This window comes from Microvirga lotononidis (genome assembly GCF_034627025.1).
Lineage (GTDB): Bacteria > Pseudomonadota > Alphaproteobacteria > Rhizobiales > Beijerinckiaceae > Microvirga > Microvirga lotononidis.
On record NZ_CP141050.1, the window covers coordinates 743553 to 760570 of the forward strand.

At 60.5% G+C, this 17018-nt stretch carries 13 protein-coding genes; 1 reads left to right on the plus strand and 12 read right to left on the minus strand.

Annotation, left to right across the window (positions count from 1 at the left end; all coding sequences use genetic code 11):
- Nucleotides 1-687: 687 nt before the first annotated feature.
- The 6 genes from U0023_RS33195 to U0023_RS33220 form a co-directional block, all read right to left on the minus strand.
- The gene (locus tag U0023_RS33195; RefSeq protein ID WP_009762524.1) at nucleotides 688-3360 is read right to left on the minus strand and encodes a PAS domain S-box protein; all 2673 of its coding nucleotides are present in this window, start codon (nucleotides 3358-3360) and stop codon (nucleotides 688-690) included.
- Between the two features lie 376 nt (nucleotides 3361-3736).
- Complete coding sequence (locus U0023_RS33200) at nucleotides 3737-4375, minus strand: HD domain-containing protein (protein ID WP_154661075.1); 639 nt, start codon at nucleotides 4373-4375, stop codon at nucleotides 3737-3739.
- A 157-nt stretch (nucleotides 4376-4532) separates the two neighbouring features.
- On the minus strand, nucleotides 4533-5369 hold the full coding sequence (locus U0023_RS33205; protein ID WP_040638840.1) for an alpha/beta fold hydrolase: 837 nt from the start codon (nucleotides 5367-5369) through the stop codon (nucleotides 4533-4535).
- Nucleotides 5370-5666: 297 nt separating this feature from the next.
- Nucleotides 5667-6089, minus strand: coding sequence for a cupin domain-containing protein (locus U0023_RS33210; protein WP_009762527.1), 423 nt, complete (start codon nucleotides 6087-6089; stop codon nucleotides 5667-5669).
- Nucleotides 6090-6140: 51 nt separating this feature from the next.
- Nucleotides 6141-6896 carry an SDR family oxidoreductase gene (locus tag U0023_RS33215; protein ID WP_009762528.1) on the minus strand — a complete coding sequence of 252 codons (756 nt, stop codon included), beginning with the start codon at nucleotides 6894-6896 and terminating at the stop codon, nucleotides 6141-6143.
- Between the two features lie 74 nt (nucleotides 6897-6970).
- Complete coding sequence (locus tag U0023_RS33220; RefSeq protein WP_009762529.1) at nucleotides 6971-7498, minus strand: carboxymuconolactone decarboxylase family protein; 528 nt, start codon at nucleotides 7496-7498, stop codon at nucleotides 6971-6973.
- A 314-nt stretch (nucleotides 7499-7812) separates the two neighbouring features.
- Here U0023_RS33220 and U0023_RS33225 point away from each other — a divergent pair.
- Nucleotides 7813-8612 (plus strand): IS5 family transposase gene (locus U0023_RS33225; RefSeq protein ID WP_085985158.1). Its coding sequence is split into 2 segments (ribosomal slippage): nucleotides 7813-8140 and nucleotides 8140-8612, totalling 801 coding nucleotides; the frame shifts between segments, so codons are not numbered across the junction.
- A 6-nt stretch (nucleotides 8613-8618) separates the two neighbouring features.
- On the opposite strand, the gene U0023_RS33230 is transcribed toward U0023_RS33225, so the two are convergent.
- From U0023_RS33230 to U0023_RS33255, 6 genes are all read right to left on the minus strand, one after another.
- Nucleotides 8619-9326: a response regulator transcription factor gene (locus U0023_RS33230; protein WP_009762531.1), complete on the minus strand. Its 708-nt coding sequence runs from the start codon at nucleotides 9324-9326 to the stop codon at nucleotides 8619-8621.
- Nucleotides 9327-9328: 2 nt separating this feature from the next.
- Nucleotides 9329-9706: a response regulator gene (locus tag U0023_RS33235; RefSeq protein ID WP_009762532.1), complete on the minus strand. Its 378-nt coding sequence runs from the start codon at nucleotides 9704-9706 to the stop codon at nucleotides 9329-9331.
- Nucleotides 9703-10350, minus strand: coding sequence for a response regulator transcription factor (locus tag U0023_RS33240; protein ID WP_009762533.1), 648 nt, complete (start codon nucleotides 10348-10350; stop codon nucleotides 9703-9705). Before U0023_RS33240 ends, U0023_RS33235 begins: the two co-directional genes overlap by 4 nt.
- A 218-nt stretch (nucleotides 10351-10568) precedes the next feature.
- Nucleotides 10569-14087, minus strand: a complete 3519-nt coding sequence (locus U0023_RS33245) for a PAS domain-containing sensor histidine kinase (protein WP_009762534.1) — start codon at nucleotides 14085-14087, stop codon at nucleotides 10569-10571.
- A gap of 288 nt (nucleotides 14088-14375) precedes the next feature.
- Nucleotides 14376-15668 carry a cytochrome b gene (locus U0023_RS33250; RefSeq protein WP_009762535.1) on the minus strand — a complete coding sequence of 431 codons (1293 nt, stop codon included), beginning with the start codon at nucleotides 15666-15668 and terminating at the stop codon, nucleotides 14376-14378.
- A 115-nt stretch (nucleotides 15669-15783) separates the two neighbouring features.
- Nucleotides 15784-16554, minus strand: coding sequence for an SDR family oxidoreductase (locus U0023_RS33255; protein ID WP_009762536.1), 771 nt, complete (start codon nucleotides 16552-16554; stop codon nucleotides 15784-15786).
- Between the last annotated feature and the right edge of the window lie 464 nt (nucleotides 16555-17018).

The window sequence follows — 17018 nt, forward strand, 5'->3', positions numbered from 1 at the left end:
CGAGCGAGGGTCGATCCGAAGATTGTGGTTAGCGGTGACACCGGGCTCATGAGCTCGAAAGCGGCCGAGGCAGCGGGCAAGGGATCCTAACCTGCGCTCACCGCAATGCCTGCTCATTCGCAGTCTGGCGGCAGCATTGATGGGGCGAGGACAGCCGCCATGCTGAGACATGTCTGCTCGGCGTCGTCACGTCTCATCGCGATCGACCACAGCGCCATCGCTTGAGGAACTGCGGTTTCGCTCTTCGAACCTGGCATCGCCCCTATTCCATCGCTCAATTGTGGTGCGCGATGCGAGCGGAGGCCTGGAAGGCACCCGAGCAGATCCCACCGTGCGCCGCATCTCACCGGCCCCACATCGTCTGCAGCACCGGTTCCCACACTGCTAAGCAAATCAGCTGTCTCGTACGGCTCATAGGTGCTTCTCGCGCCTCGGCTCCGGCATCCGGATATCTGCGAACATAGAGCCGTACATCATAGCGGGGAGTCTCGAACATCCGCACTGTTGTGGCGGGACGTTGTACGTCCGGGACTCAGAGCCTGCTCCATCATCCGCGCCGAGGGCATTGTGGGGCAGGATTGGCTCGTCCTCCACGGCCAAGTCGAATGGCTTGGTTAGCTAACTCTATCCCATCCCATGTTGGACTTGACGGGGTGAAGGCCTCTTGGTCGCTGCGATCGGTGTGCCTCAACTCTCGGTGCGATGAGGTTCTGTGAGCCCAGCCAGCGGAGCCGTCAGCGTGCAGATCACACCTGTCGGCGCATAGTCGAGCCGGACGTTGCCCCCCACATCGCCTGCCAGCCCGCGCGTGATCAGACGCGTTCCAAACCCTTTGCGGCTCGGGGCGACGACCAGTGGACCGCCGTGCTCCGACCAACTCAGCACGAGACAGGGATCCTGATCATTGTCCGTGAGGGCCCAGTTGAGTTCAACATAGCCCTGTGGCGCGGAGAGTGCGCCGTACTTGAGAGCGTTGGTGGCCAACTCGTGCACCAGGAGGGACAGCGAAAGCGCTGCACTGGCGTTGAGACGGACTTTCGGGCCCTGCAGGCGGAAGCGCTCTGAATGAGGATCATCATGAGGTTCGAGCGCTGAGGCCAGCACCGTCAGGATGTCGGCCTCTTCCGCGGTTCCAGCAATCAGCACATCCTGCGCTCGGCCCATGGTGACCAGACGTGCAGCCAGCTTGTCTTGCGCCGCCTCCATGGACTCAGCGTTGCGTAGCGTCTGCGTGGCGATGGCCTGCGCCATGGTCAACACGTTCTTGAGGCGATGGCCCAGCTCCCGGTGCAGGAGCCGGAGCTGCTGCTCAGCGCGCTTGCGATCGGTGATGTCGAGCATGGCTCCGATCATTCGGACGGGAGTGCCTGTCGGGCTGCGCACCATGTAGCTCCGGTCAAGCACGTCTGCGTACTGACCACTGGCACGCCGGAAGCGGTACTCGTGTGACCACTCGCTGGCGCTGTCGGTGATGACCGCGCGGATGTCCCGCTCGACCCGCTCCCGATCGTCAGGGTGTATATGGTCGATCCACCACTCCCCCGTTGCTGCGATCTCATCGGGGCTGTAGCCATAGGCCGTACAGAGTGCCTCATTCCAAAGTACATGATTGGCCACGAGGTCCCAATCCCAGATTGCGTCGTTGGTGGCCTGCGTAACCAGGCGGTGACGTTCGACTGTGCTCCTAAGGACCTCATCCGCCTGCCGCTTCTCAGTGATGTCACGGACGGTCCCGATGAGGCGGATTGTGTGGCCATGCTCCCGAACAGCCCTACCACGGGCCGCGATCCAGCGCGTGCTCCCGGTGGATGGACCGATGGCTCGGAACTCGATGTCGAACACCCCGGGTCCTGCGGGATCAACAGCATCCTGAACCGCCCGATCCGCCGCCCCGCGGTCATTGGGATGAAGTCCAGCCAGGAAAGTGCCTTCGTAGCTGGCCTCTGTCTCCCCGCGCAGGCCGAATAGCTCCTTTGTCCGCGCGTCCCAACGCAGCACCCCGGTCGTCAGATCGTGATCGAAGATTCCGATGTCGGTGGCCTCGACGGCCAGGCGCAGCCTTGCCTCAGTCTCCCTGAGCTCAATCTCGGCCCCCATCCGCTCCTTGATGACGGCCACATAGGTGCTGATTGTGCGGAAGAACGCGAGATCCTCCTCACTGAAGGCGACCCGGTTGCGCGACCCAAACGCTAGCGTACCGAGAAACTGACCATTCGCGATCAGAGGATTGCAGGCGTATGCTTGCACACCGAGACCTTGCACTTCGCGCGCGTGGGCCTCCTGGGACACTTGGACGTCCTGCAGATACAAGGGCTGCCGGGTTTGAGCAACCCAAGCGCAGATGGTTTCGCCTGGGTCGAGCCGCGCCAGCCGAGCGGCTTCGCCCGGCTCGATGCCGACACATGATTGCAGACGCAGGGCCCCTCGTGCATCAGGCGTGAGGTGGAGGCAAACGTCGAGGCCAAGGTGAGCCGCTGCGCCTTGAAAGAGGGTTTCAAGCACCGTGTCGGGATCATGCCCGCCGATGAGCTGGGAGGCCATATCCGACAGGAGCGTGAGACGTGCATTCTGCGCGTGGATGGCAAGCTGCCGGTTGCGATCCTGCGAGATGTCGCGCGAGATGGACAGCAGCTTACCGGATGCACCGTCGGGAGCGGGAATATGTGTGACCTGCACGTCCCACCACCGAGATGATCCCTTGGCTGTCCTAGCGACCCCCAGGAAGTGACCGACACCGCCCTTATGAGCCAGCGCCATCGCGGCTTCGGCTGCGGCTCTGCCTTCACCTTGCCAGAAGTCGGGCCAGTAGCTTCCCTGAATGGAGCAGAAGTCATCAACCTCCATCACTCTTTGGCCACCCGGGCTCATGAACTCCAGGCGTCCGTCAGGGTCGAGCACTTTGATGCAGTCGCCCGAGCTTTCCAGCACGCTGCGCAGGAAGGCCTCGCTGTCGCGGGTAGCCTCGTCCCGCTCACGTTGCGCGGTGCGGTCGCGCAGGATCTTGAGATAGGCGTCTCCATCCACCAAATGCCTAAGGGACCCGTCGGCCCAGAAACGGCTGCCGCCCTTCCGGATGTGCCAGCGCTCGCCGGTTACTTTTCCCGTCCGACGAGCCCTTGCCATCTCGCTTCCGGGGATGCCGGCGGCTCGATCGTCAGTCGTGAAAAGCAGATCGGCGTGACGTCCAAGCACCTCGGCCTCGCCCCAGCCCAGGATTTCCTCGGCACCGCCAGTCCAACCGGTGATAAGGCCCCCAGAATCGAGGGTAATGATCGCGTAGTCCATGGCACTCTCAAGCATGCTTTCCAGGACGCGCTCGCGGTCCGAAGTAGCAAGCTGGCGAAGAAATCTGGTCGGCATTAAAGAACCCTGATCCTAGTCCCCGATCGGTAGAGCATGGACGTTGCCACACTGGCTCGGACAGCACGCGGCAGCGTCCGAACTGTAGCAGATGACAGGATCCACCCGGTCCTCGGTGCGGCGTCCGCGTGACCTCCGGGTTGGATTGGAATGCTCGCGATATCGTGGTTAGTCATCCGGAACAGAACGTCTGCGGCGCTGGAAGTGTGGCTGGTCTTGCAGCTACACTATCCATCCGACGGTGTTAGGACCTGCTGCCCTCGTGAACGGCAATCCGATCATCGCGCTGATTGCGGCCTAGGCCCGGTGACCAGGCAGGACAACAATCCGGGCGGCGATGTCCTATGCGCTGTGTCTCGTCACATCTCGCCCTGCGTCACTCTTGAAACGGCGCATTCGCCACAGAATCGGCAGCTGAAGGAGCTTTGTAGCCCGAGACAAAGCGCTCTCCGAAGTCCCGAACAAAGTTATCGTAGGTCAGTTCGGGCTTTACTTCCGCAATATGGCAGAAGCATCGCGTCATTCGCTGCTTCATTCCTAGCCTCGGGAACTCCGCGACAATTCTTTCCACCTCTTCGCGCGGAATGCGGTTATACTGCCAGCCTACGACATCGAGGCAAATGCCGGCGGTACATAGAGCAACCTCGGCCTCCTTGTAGAGCCCGATCGAGGGGGTCGAGTTAAGGGCGACGCTATCCCAGATCAATCGGGCGCGGCGTTCTTCGAATCCGCTTTCCCTTGCGAAGCGAATGGCAAGATCGGCAGCTTCAACCTCGAAGCGCCGTGGTCCGGCAAATCGCTCATTGAGTGTGATATCGTGCAATAATGTTCCAACTGCGATAACCTCAGCATCGTGCGGAATATCCTGTAACTGTCCGAGCCGGGTGGCAAAGAGCCAGGAACGGACAACATGATTGAACAGGTATGGTTCGCATCTCTGCCGAGCGTATTCGAGTGCACGATCAACAATCGGTGTGTCCGGAACCGTGACACCGGCAAGCGCTCTGCTATCCATCCTAGCTATCATCATACCCCCCGTGTCAGATTGGCAGTGCGCTCGGCGTCAAAGAGACCCTGCAACAGCAGAGCCAATTCTTCACAACGTCGCTGCTGCCTATGGTGGGTCGGCCGAATATCCGGCCGACCCGGGCAGTCCCTGCGGACAGTAGTCTTCAGGCCTGGATGAAGGCGAGAAGGTCGGAGTTCACCACATCCGCGTGGGTGGTACACATGCCGTGCGGGAACTTGTCATAGACCTTGAGCGTGCCGTTCTTCAGCAGCTTGATCGAAAGCAGTGCAGAATCTGCAATCGGCACGATCTGATCGTCGTCGCCGTGCATGACAAGTGTCGGAACAGCAATGGCCTTCAAGTCCTCAGTGAAGTCGGTCTCGGAGAAGGCCTTAATGCCATCGTAATGGGCCTTCGCACTGCCCGCCATGCCCTGGCGCCACCAGTTCTGGATGATCCCCTGCGATGGTGTCGCCCCCGGGCGATTATAGCCGTAGAAGGGCCCACTCGCGAAGTCGACATAAAACTGCGAGCGGTTCCCTGCGAGCTGCGCCCGCAAGCCGTCGAGCACCTGCAGCGGCAACCCGCCGGGGTTCGCCGGGGTCTTGACCATGAGCGGTGGTACGGCGCCGATCAGCACGAGCTTGGCGACGCGGCCATGCACCTGCCCCTGCCGCGCTACATAATGCGCTGCCTCTCCGCCCCCGGTCGAATGACCGACATGAACAGCGTTCCTGAGATTGAGATGCTCAACGACGGCTGCGACATCGGCTGCATAGTGATCCATGTCGTGACCATCGCTGACCTGAGTCGAACGACCGTGGCCGCGGCGGTCATGGGCGATGACACGATAGCCTCTGCTCAGGAAGAAGAGCATCTGGGCATCCCAGTCGTCGGAGCTCAACGGCCACCCATGATGGAAGACGATGGGTTGAGCGTTTTTGGGACCCCAATCCTTGTAGAAAATCTCAACATTGTCCTTGGTGGTGACTGTACCCATAATGGCCTCCTCTTGGTCTTCCGAACTGACGCGTATTGCTGCCTGAGCGGCCGCGGGCAGGCTGGCGACGAGGGCGGCCCCAAGGCCGAACCCGATCACATCCCGCCGGACCGGATAGAACAAGTGTTGCTTGACCATACGCGGCTCCCTTGACGAAGGCTCTGTGTGACAAAGCCGTGAAAACGTGAGATCCCAAAGCCTGCGGATCAGCTGCTTAGGGCATTAGTATTGGAACAGGATCGCTACTGCGCGCACTCGCCCGAAAGATTGGGCCAGAACGAGCTCCAGGCCGAACGTTCACTTGATAGGGGTCAGCAGCTCTGTCTCATTGGTATTGACGACGAATACCGCCAGCAATCGAGCAGGTTCCGTCTTGCTGGCATTGGCGCTGACGCCGTGGCGGTCCCCCGGATACTCTGAAAAATTTTCCCCGGCGCGGTATGTCTTCACTGGGCCGTCATTGACCTGGCTCAGGATGGCACCCTCCAGAACGGTCGCATAGATGAAGGCCGATGATGGATGTGTGTGGGCTTGGTCGAAACCGCCGGGGCCGTATTCAACCAAGACTCCCTTCATGCTCTTGCCGGGCACGTTCGGAAGCTCCTGCTCATATACGACCGTAACCTTGGCAGCTTCGTTAGCCGCGCGAGTGTCGTGAGCGCCGGCAGCACCCGGAGTCATAGCCAACAGAATAGCCGCACAGCTGAGTTCTCTGATCATTGGTAATGCCTTTCTGGAATAATCGTGTCGGGTCGCGAGGATGGCGGCAGCTCAGGCCGCCTTTGCTCTGGATCCGAACCACTGGAGGAAATCGATCTTTCCAAGACGGGGGGTGCCGTTGGAAACAAGGGTGCCCTCTTCGAGCTTCGCGCCGAAGTATGGGACCTCGGTCGAGGCTTCGACGATGCGGGAGTCACCCGTCGCGGTCAGATACCGCGCGATCAGGTCCCGCATGCGAAAGCGCTCCGGACCGGCGATTTCGAGGATGCCGTTGCGTGGTGGTTGGAGCGCCACTTCCGCCATGACCTCGGCAACATCGTCGGAGGCAATCGGCTGAATCAAGGCCGCGGGAACAACAACCTTCTCATCAGCTTTGGAAGAGTTTGCGATTGCTCCCAGGAACTCGAAGAACTGCGTTGCATGCACGATTGTGTAGGCGAGACCGGAGTTCCTGATTAACTCCTCCTGGACCATTTTCGCCCGGAAATATCCGCTCGCCTGCAGCCGCTCCGTGCCGACGACGGACAGGGCAATATAGTGCTTGGCTCCGCTCGCTTTCGCGGCCGCAATGAGGTTGACTGTAGAGCGCCTGAAAAAGTCGAGGACAGCAGCGTCCTCGAACGAGGGAGAATTCGACAAATCGACAACGACCTGTGCGCCCTTGACCGCTTCCGTGACCCCCTCCCCTGTTACGGAATTGACGCCACCTTGCGGCGATGCGGCCACTACATCGTGTCCTGAGTCGCGCAGGCGCGCGACCGTCTTCGAACCGATAAGGCCGGTTCCGCCATTGATAACAATCTTCATCGTGAATCTCCGTTTTGCAGAGCGTTTGCGGTCGCGTTCGAGACCCGATAGATCTTGGGGTGGCGTCTTGAGCGTCAGATTAAGCCGGCCTTGTCCAGGCCGTAGATCTTGTCGGCCGATCCAGGAACCGAGCGGAACGCGATGCCGGCCCGGTTCCAGGCATTGATGGCCATGACAGCGAAGGTCAGGTCTACGAGTTCCTTGTCGGAGAACTGACCGCGAGCGCGCTCGTAGAGTTCGTTCGATACCCCGCCCCCCGGTAGCTTCGTGAGCGCTTCCGCCCAGGCCAGGGCTGCGCGCTCGCGCGGTTCGAACAGGGGCGATTCATGCCAGGTCGCAACATGGTAGAGGCGCAGTTCACGCTCTCCATGGAGCTTTGCCTGCTTCACATGCATGTCGAGACAAAAGCTGCAGCCGTTGAGCTGCGACGTGCGGATCTCCACCAGATCGATGACTGTTTCATCGATACTGCTCTTTCGGATAGCCGTAGAGAGATCCGACAGCTTCCTGAAAAGTTCGGACGAGATGGCCGCATAATTCAGCCGTGGAGCCGAAGTCTTTGCCAGAGCGGCCGTGGCGTATTCTGAGGTCGATGTGTCCATGCGCTGTCTCCCTGATGCGAGTGCATTGCCCGTGAAGCATGTCTCTGAAGGGGAGTTCGCGCTATTATGCCGGCGGCCTGGGCTTCCTCTCGATAAGTGTACGTTACCTAGACCGAAGTTTAGGGGCGGCTACGACGTAATTGGGAGACACGGCCGACGATCGGGTGAGCAGCCTTTGTTGAACCTGCACCCAGAGACTATAGTTGCTTCCCCTGCCGGGATCATCCCTCGTCTTTGCTCGTCTGCATTCATTGACGGTGAAGCGGAGGTACTTAGAGCGTCTAACAAAACCGAGGTGAGGGCGTTGGTTTGGCATGGCCAAACCTCTTGTTTCCCATGCTCTGTGGGCGGTGATTGAGCCGCTCCTTTCCCGTGAACCGGTCAAGCCCAAAGGAGGACGGCCGCGGGTCGATGACCGAGCCGCCTTGGCCGGAATCCTCTTTGTCCTGCGCTCGGGCATTCCCTGGAAGATGTTGCCCTTTGAGATCGGCCGCTCGGGTATGACGTGCTGGCGGCGGTTGCGGGATTGGCAGGCAGCCGGTGTGTGGACGCGCCTGCATCGCATCCTGCTCGAGCGCCTGGCCGATGCCGACAAACTCAACTGGAACCGGGCTGCGCTCGACGCCTCATCCATTGCGGCGAAAAAGGGGGCGCTGCCACCGGCCCGAACCCGACGGATCTCGGCAAACCGGGCACGAAGCGCCATGTTGTGGTCGACCGGACGGGCACACCGCTCGGTCTGAGCCTGAGCGGGACCAACCGGCATGACAGCCTCATGCTCGCACCCACACTCGATGCCGTGCCGCCGGTGCGGCATGGACCGGGTCGCCCGCGACGCCGCCCTGACAAACTGCACGCCGACAAAGCTTATGACCAACGCCGCTGCTGCGCGGAATGCCGGCGGCGCTCCATCGTGCCCAGGATTGCCCGCCGCGGCGTGGATGCCAGCAAGGGCCCGGGACGCTATCGCTGGGTGGTCGAGCGCACACTGGCGTGGCTCAACCGCTTCCGCCGTCTCACCATTTGCCATGAACGACGCGAGGACATCCATCTGGCTTTCACCACGCTTGGAGGCGCCGTCATCTGCTTCAACCAATGCAAACAGTTTTGTTAGACGCTCTTAATCGAGAATTTCTCTTGGCTGTCGCTCTTCCCGGACATCCTCAGGCAGGATCTGCCAAACCCGGATGAGTTCGCCGAGTGAGGCTGCCTGCATCTTGCGCATGACGTTACCTCGGTGAAGTTTGACTGTGATCTCCTTGATGCCGAGATCGTAAGCAATCTGCTTGTTGAGACGCCCTCGCGCCACTTCACGCATGACCTGCCGCTCACGCGAGGTCAGGGTGACGAACCGCTCGTAACACTCCTTGGCGCGACGCGCATCAGCCATCTGGGTAACATCTCTTTCAATGGCGACAGCGACAGCGTCCAGAAGCGTCTGGTCGCGAAACGGCTTTGTGAGAAAATCGACCGCTCCGGCCTTCATCGCTTGAACCGTCATGGGGATGTCCCCATGCCCAGTCAAAAAGATAATCGGCTTGGGGCTCCCATTGCGAATGAGATAATGCTGCAGGTCGAGGCCGCTTGCGCCTGGCATGCGCACGTCGAGGATCAGACACCCGGGATTGTCCAGGACGCGTGTCGCGAGCAGATCATGCGCCGACGCGAAGCTGACCGACTGGAAGCCTGCCGATTGGATCAATTCAGACAGTGCCTCCCGGACGGACGCATCGTCGTCGACGATGATGACGAGGGGCTGCCCGGCATCCCTTGCCATTGGCAGTGACAATGACGCCGGTCCCTGTCGACTCGGCTGATCAACTCTCATGATCATCCTCCGTTTCTCTCATGTGGCAGGGCATCGCCGATCGCCGCCAGGAGGGCCTGAGAGTCGAAGGGCTTGCGGAAGAATCCGCTGATGCCCTGGGCTCGGCCCTGGTCGGCAATCTCGTGACGTCCCGTGATCAGGAAAACCGGCAGATCCGGTCGCACATTTCTCACCAGGTCACGCAATTCGAGGCCGTTCATGCCCGACATCCCAATATCCGTGATGAGCACGTCGAGACCTGCCAGTCCGTTGATGAGCAGCAACCTTGCCGAGGAGAAGCTGCAGGCCGTGTAGCCCGCCGATTCCAGGAGGTCCTCCAACGACTCCAGGATCCTCGGATCATCGTCGACGACAGCAACGACCGGCCTTTGCTTGCTCACACTCCAGCCCCTCCTGTCCTGCGCGAGTGAGTGATCGGAATGCCTAGCCGCTCCGCGATCCGCACGAGATCCGCAAGCGATTGCGCCGCCATTTTCTGCATCACGTTCCTTCGATGAATCTGCAGCGTGACCTCGCTGATGCCCAGTTCAGCCGCCGCCTGCTTGTTGAGGAGACCGCTCACCACGAGCGGCAGTACTTCCCGTTCGCGTGGCGTCAGGTTGATGTAGCGTTGCTTCAATGAATTGAGGTCAGCGCGCTCCGATCGAACCTCCCGATCTTCGGCAAGGGCGGCCTCGATAGCCGCCATGAGATCCGCATCGCTGAAAGGTTTGGTCAGGAAATCCACGGCGCCGCGCTTGATCGCTCGTACGGACGATGGAATGTCGCCGTGCCCCGTGATGAAGACGACCGCCGGATGATCGCCCTCGGCGATCTGGCGCTGCAGCTCGAGACCGTTGATATCCGGCAGTTCGACATCGAGGATGAGGCAGGCCGGAACATCCGGCTTGTCCGCGCGGACATACTCGCCGGCCGAGCCGAACGCGACAGCACGCATGCCATGCGAGGCCAGAAGCTCCCCGAGCGCCTCGCGGACCCTTTCATCGTCGTCGACGATGAAGATGATATGCTCTTCTGTATTCATGGCGGCGCTTATACTCCAGCCGATGATGCGAAGACGAACGGCGATTCCCGAAGGTCATTCCTCTCCGACCACAATCGTCCACTGTGAGATCGGATATCTGACCACATGGACATCCGCTTGATCTCATCTTGGCCGCTGAACTCGTGTTCCATGGTATTCTCGACCCACTCCAAGGGCATCCTATGGAAATCCATGCCTTGTCCAGAGGCATGCAGACCTCACACGTCCGGTTTCGGGTCCACGGGCAATGTGAAGATGAGCCTTGCCCCCTGCGGATTGTTCGCCTGTGACCACAATCGCCCTCCATGCGACTCGACGATCGACCGGCAAATCGCTAGCCCCATCCCCATGCCGTTCTCCTTGGTCGAGAAGAACGGCTCGAAGATCTTCTCAGGGAACTCAATACCTTGGCCTCGATCGCTGACCTCAATCTGGACGGCATCGCCCATCTGGCGAACGCGAATGCCGAGGACTTTGTCGCTTTGAACAGCGTCCATGGCATCCATGCCATTCCGGATAAGATTGACGAGAACTTGCTGGAGTTGGATCCGGTCGATGGCAACGAGCGGAAGATGGCTGTCGACCGCAACGTCCAGGCGAACGCGGCGGCGCGCGGCCTCCTCCGCCATGAGGCTCTGCGCTTCAGCCATGACGCTGGAAAGTGCCGTTCTGGTCCTTGTCCCCATGGATTGCTTGAACAGAGCCCGGATGCGGCTCACGACGTCGGCGGCGGAATTTGCGTCACGCACGATGCGCTCGACCGTTTTTTGTGCACGCTCCAGATTCGGAGGTTTCGCCATGAGCCAGCGCTGGCAAGCATTGGAATTGGCGACGATCGCGGCCAATGGCTGGTTCACCTCATGGGCGATGGACGCCGAAAGCTCCGCAAGACTTGCTTCCTGGCTTGCACGCGCCAACCTCTCTCGCGCCAGGCGCAGTTCTTCCTGGGCGCGCACCTCACCATCGATGTCGAGGCAAGCGACATTCCACTGCACGATCTCCCCCTCGGCATTGCGCATGGGAGCAGCGCGCGTGTCGACCCAGCGGTACTCTCCGTCGAAACGCCGCAACCGGTGCTTGCGCGCATAGGGTTCTCCGGTCGCCAACGAATGGGCATAGTCTTCTTTAACGCCGGCCAGATCGTCAGGATGAACGCCAGCGTCCAGGGTGCCGTCCAAGCGACCCTTCCCAGTCCCATCCAATGCGTCAAGTTCATAACCGAGGAAATCGCGGAGTTGTTTGCTGCGATATAACGGCTCTCCGTCTGGCCCGGCACAATCGATCATGATCGGCAGCGTCTCGACCAACTGCCAGAGCGAGCGCTCCCTCTCGCGCAAGGCTTCCTGCGCGGTCTCGAAATCATGGATGTCAACATTCGCCCCGTACCAACGGATGATGCGGCCGTTCTCATCGCGCAGGGGATCCGCGCGGCCTTCCTGCCACCGGTAGGAGCCATCCCACCGAAGATTGCGGAACTTCAGCTCGAACGACTCACCCGTGCGGAAGGAATGCGACAGGGCTTGCTGCAGGGCAGCCCTGTCGTCCGGATGAACAATGGTGCTGATCGCGCTGGGCAGCCCGCCTTGAGCGTCGAAATCCTCTAGCCCTAGCCCGATGTAATCCATCATAGCCTTGTTGATGTAGGCCGGCTCGCCAACGGGCGTGACACACCAGATCTGAACCGGCACGGTATCGATCAGCTGCTGCAGCTGCCGTTCGCTCTGTCTCAGCGCCTCCTCTACCCGCAGCTGATCGTCGATGTCGTGCGTGAGTCCGTACCACTGGATAATGCGCCCGCTCTCGTCTCGCAGCGGCTCGGCGCTACCTTCCACCCAGCGATAGACGCCGTCGACGCGCCGCAGACGGTACCGCCTTGAGAAACGTTCGCCGGTGGCGAAGGAATGATTGAACGCTTCCTTGAGGCCGGCCGCATCATCGGGATGGACGGCAGCTGCTATTAAGGCTTCCAACCTGCTCGTGTCCGGCCTGTCCGCTCCGGCGATGTCCAAGCCTAGGAAGTCGATGAGACGCTGGTTGAAGAAGCCCGGCGTCCCGTCCGGGCTCAACCGCCAGAGGTAGCTCGGGACCATGTTGACAAGCTGGGACAACTCCCGCTCCCGGTCGCGCAAGGCTTCCTGCGCGCGCATCTCGTCATCGATATCAATGGAAATCGCATACCATTGCACGATGGTCCCGTGCTGATCCCGCAGCGGCTCGGCGCGGCCGTCGACCCAACGATACACGCCGTCGGCTCGACGCATACGGTACTTCATGGCATAGGGCTTGCCCGTGGTGACAGAGTGGCGCACAGCGGCCAGCAGGCCCTCTGCATCGTCAGGATGGACCAGAGAGTTTATGTTTGTCACCAGCCGGCTCGCGCCCGGTTGTTCCAGGTCGCCCAAGTCCAACCCGAAGAAGTCGATCAACCGCTTGTTAAAGAAGGTCGGCTCACCGTCCGGAGACAACCGTCGGATATGGACAGGGACCATGTCCACAAGCTGCGAGAGCTCGCGCTCGCGGTTGTGCAGCGCCTCCTGGGCGGTGACCCGGTCATCGATGTCGACGCAAACGCCGTACCATTGGACGATGGAACCGGTCTCGTCCCGCAGCGGCTCCCCGCGCCCTTCGACCCATCGATACGAACCGTCGGCGCGGCGCTGCCGAAAGGCCATGGCAAACGTTTCGCCTGTCTCGACCGACCGGGCGAGCGAGTGCTCGACACGATTCCTGTCGTCCGGGTGGACATCAGCCAGGGACCGCGATCCGTCCGACGCGGTCAGGTCCGCGAGGGTGACGCCGAGCGTGTCTATGAAACGCTTGTTGATGTAGGACGGCTTTCCCTCGCGGGTCATGCACCAGATATGCGCGGGCACAACATCGATCATCTGTTGCAGCCGGTGCTCGCTTCTCCGCACGGCCTCCTCGGCATGCACCTGATCGTCAATGTCGTGGCAGAGACCATACCACTGGACGATGCGCCCCTCCTCGTCTCGCAAGGGTTCCGCGCGGCTCGACATCCAGCGAAAGACACCATCGGCACGGCGCAGCCGGTATCGCAAGACGAAGCTATCTCCGGTCGCCAAGGAGCGCATCAGTGTGTCTCGAAACGTTGCTGCATCGTCCGGGTGGACAGTTTCTATAAGAGCGTCCAGCCGGCTCATTCCCAGCCTGTCCGTATCAGTCACATCGAGCCCGAGATAATCCACCATGCGTTTGTTGAAGAAGGTCGGCTCACCTCCGGGCGTCAGGCGCCAGACATGGCTCGGAACCATGGTGACCAGCTGGGAGAGCTCTCGCTCCCGATCGTGCAACGCTGCCTCGGCCCGCTTTTGATCCTCGATATCCAGCGTTGTTCCATACCATTGGGCGATACGCCCCTGACCATCGCGCGAAGGGCGTCCCGAGTTTCGAAACCATCGATAGACGCCATCGGACCGCCTCAGGCGGTGCTCCGTGTCGTAATGTTCGCCGGTTTTGAGACAATGCCGCCATCGGGCTGCAACACGATCGTAGTCGTCCGGATGCACGACCCGGCGCCAGCCAAACTCGTCCTCGCCTTCGGACATGTTAAGGTCTTCGGGCACTTGGCCGAGAAACGTCAGTGTGCTCGGGCTGACATAGGTGAAATGCCCGGACGGGTCCGCCGACCACGCGAAGCCGGGCATGCTTTCAAGAATCTGCAGCGCACGCGTCTCATCAGAGACGGGTTCGCGAGGTAGGTCAGGCGCTGCCGTCATTGGCTTCTCCCACAAACAAGCAAAGCCTGGGGACTGTCAGCGCCTGTATAGCACCGGTTCTCATGAATGCAGTTAGCGAACTCACGATCCGATCTTAGTCGGACTGGGAGCTAATCGCACCTCATGGAAATCCATGAGCCAGGATAGCGTGAGTGTATCAGACTGCTTACAGTTGTTACGAAATAACGATCTATAAATCTGATGTAGAGAATGCTCGCTTCATATCAAGGAATAGCTTGGCCCCGCACGGTCGTGGCATCTGCCACGAACAGCGCTCCTACCCGGTGGTTACGACACCTTACGGTTGATCGTCTCTCCTACAGAATCGTCCAGTGGCAACGAAGGACGGCCGTTGACTAGCCGCCTCGCGAGCACAGGTTCGGTGATGGCTAAGGGCAGTGGCAATGGCCGCTCCAGCAGACCGATCACCGGCAGCGCAACGAAGTACCCGAAGTAGAGTGCCGTGAAGATCCGCGCGGCGATCACGTATCCCCCCTCGGCCGGCATGCTGCCGAGATAGCCCAGGCCTATGAAGGTGGCAGCAAACATCCAAAGCAACGGCCGCGCGACTGGACGATAGCGCATCGAGCGCACCTTCGAGGTGTCGAGCCAGGGCAGGAACGCCACAAGGAGGATCGCCATGCCCATAGCAATGACGCCGCCGAGCTTGTCAGGGATGGCGCGCAGGATCGCGTAGAACGGCAGGAAGTACCATTCCGGGACGATATGCGCGGGCGTCACGGCCGGGTTCGCCGGGATGTAGTTGTCCGCATGGCCGAGATAGTTCGGCATGTAGAACACCCAGTAGCTGAAAAAGGCCATGAAGGAGACAATGGCGAAGGTGTCCTTGATCGTCGCATAGGGGGTGAAGGGCACCGTATCCTTCTTGAAATCGGTAATCTCGATGCCTGTCGGGTTGTTCTGCCCGACATGGTGCAGCGCCCAGATGTGCAATGTGACGGTGCCGACCAGCATGAAGGGCAGCAAGTAGTGCTGGGAGAAGAAGCGGTTTAGGGTCGGGTTGCCCACCGAATAGCCGCCCCAGAGGTAGCTCACGATCGTGTCGCCGACGACCGGGATCGCCGAGAAGAGGTTCGTGATCACGGTGGCGCCCCAGAAGCTCATCTGGCCCCAGGGAAGCACATAGCCCAGGAACGCAGCGGCCATCATGATCAAGAGGTTCGTGATGCCCAGAACCCAGATGATCTCTCGGGGTGCTTTGTAGGATCCATAGTACAGGCCGCGGAAAATATGGATGTACACGGCCATGAAGAACATCGACGCGCCATTGGCGTGCAGATAGCGGATCAGCCAGCCATAATTGACGTCGCGCATGATGCGTTCGACCGAATCGAACGCCAGGGCGGCATGCGGCACATAGTGCATTGCAAGAAAGACGCCGGTCATGATCTGCGAGGCCAGCATCAACGTGAGAATTCCTCCGAACGTCCAGAAGTAGTTTAGATTTCGTGGGACCGGATAGGACACGGCCGTATCGTGGGCGAAGCGGATGACGGGCAGCCTCCCATCGATCCAGCGCTCGAACCGGCCCCCAGGTCTGTAGGTGCTAAAATCCCTCATGTCATGATCCGATCGTGCTATGCTGAAGGCGACTGATGGCCATGCCTGCCGTTGAAAGGCCGTCAGGGCGTTGTGGCGGCGACCGTTCCGCGCGGCCGACGCTCGTTTTGGATATTCAGAAGGCGGGGGCCAGTTCCTGGGCAATGTACAGCCTGATCCAGTCCTCGAACCGCGTCGGCGCAAACCGCGGATGGTCGCCCGGGACCAGGGTATCGTCCCGCAGAACGGCTCCGAAGTACAAAGCCTTCTCGTCTGCGATCACCGTCCGAGGATCCTCGTTCGCCGTGAGAATTTGCTCCGCGAGTTCGTTGAGGCGGAACCTGTCAGGGCCGACAATTTCGAGTTCGCAGTTCTGCGGGCGGCTCAGCGCTATATCCCGCAAGGCCATCACCACATCGTCGGCCGCAATGGGTTGGATCGAAGCCGGGGAGAGACGAAGCACATCCCCATCGGCCGCATCCTCAACAATCCCGGTGATGTACTCGAAGAACGGGGTCGCTCTCAGGATCGTATAGGGGACATGTGACCCGCGGATCAGATTCTCCTGCGCCATCTTCGCCCTGAAATAGCCGCTCTCGGGCAAGCGATCCGTCCCGACAACGGACAGCGCGATATGATGCTTGATACCCGCAGCTTCCTCGGCGGCCAAGAGATGCTTCCCTGACATATTGAAGAACCGAAGTGCGACATCATCCTGCGGCGACGGCGAGTTCGAGACATCCACCACGACCTGGGCATCGTTCAGCGCGTCGGACAGCCCTTCGCCGGTGATTGTGTCGACCCCCGCCGATGGCGAGGCAACAACCACATCCAGGCTGCGGTCTCGCAGCATCGTCACGAGCCTCGACCCGATAAAGCCGGTTCCACCAACCACAACAACCTTCATTGGATCCACTCCTGTGCTGAATAGGGCGAGGTTTCGGCCTTCTGACGCTCACGCCGCTTTGACCGATTTGGCTCCCCGGTAGAAGCGGCCGCAGGCTTGATCGGAGAGGCGGTCAGATTGCGGACCGCCACGGCAATCCTCGCCGGTTTCAGCGGCAGGCCATTCCAGCTGAGCAATGCTGATGTTCTACGCGCCGGCAGCCTTGCTGGCGACACGACTCGAGGTTCAGTTGCGGCTATACCAAGGTTTAGGTCCGCAATCCCTATAGTCCTGACAGGCGGGCAGATGAGAAGTCTGGGCGCGTCCTGTAGGCTCAAATCGCTCGCTCTGTGCAGCAGAGCATAGTCGGCCTGATCCTCACGATTAGACTCACTCGGCCCGCAGACAATTAGCCCGATTCAGGTTCTAGACCTCGGTATAGCTGATGCGAGCAGGCATGGCGGTGATAATGCGCCGGCCGGGCA

What these genes read in the sequence shown, in the direction of transcription:
- U0023_RS33195 (WP_009762524.1), bottom strand. Translation starts at nt 3,360, where the DNA reads ATGCCGACCAGATTTCTTCGCCAGCTTGCTACTTCGGACCGCGAGCGC.
- U0023_RS33200 (WP_154661075.1), bottom strand. Translation starts at nt 4,375, where the DNA reads ATGGATAGCAGAGCGCTTGCCGGTGTCACGGTTCCGGACACACCGATT.
- U0023_RS33205 (WP_040638840.1), bottom strand. Translation starts at nt 5,369, where the DNA reads ATGGGTACAGTCACCACCAAGGACAATGTTGAGATTTTCTACAAGGAT.
- U0023_RS33210 (WP_009762527.1), bottom strand. Translation starts at nt 6,089, where the DNA reads ATGATCAGAGAACTCAGCTGTGCGGCTATTCTGTTGGCTATGACTCCG.
- U0023_RS33215 (WP_009762528.1), bottom strand. Translation starts at nt 6,896, where the DNA reads ATGAAGATTGTTATCAATGGCGGAACCGGCCTTATCGGTTCGAAGACG.
- U0023_RS33220 (WP_009762529.1), bottom strand. Translation starts at nt 7,498, where the DNA reads ATGGACACATCGACCTCAGAATACGCCACGGCCGCTCTGGCAAAGACT.
- U0023_RS33230 (WP_009762531.1), bottom strand. Translation starts at nt 9,326, where the DNA reads ATGAGAGTTGATCAGCCGAGTCGACAGGGACCGGCGTCATTGTCACTG.
- U0023_RS33240 (WP_009762533.1), bottom strand. Translation starts at nt 10,350, where the DNA reads ATGAATACAGAAGAGCATATCATCTTCATCGTCGACGACGATGAAAGG.
- U0023_RS33245 (WP_009762534.1), bottom strand. Translation starts at nt 14,087, where the DNA reads ATGACGGCAGCGCCTGACCTACCTCGCGAACCCGTCTCTGATGAGACG.
- U0023_RS33250 (WP_009762535.1), bottom strand. Translation starts at nt 15,668, where the DNA reads ATGAGGGATTTTAGCACCTACAGACCTGGGGGCCGGTTCGAGCGCTGG.
- U0023_RS33255 (WP_009762536.1), bottom strand. Translation starts at nt 16,554, where the DNA reads ATGAAGGTTGTTGTGGTTGGTGGAACCGGCTTTATCGGGTCGAGGCTC.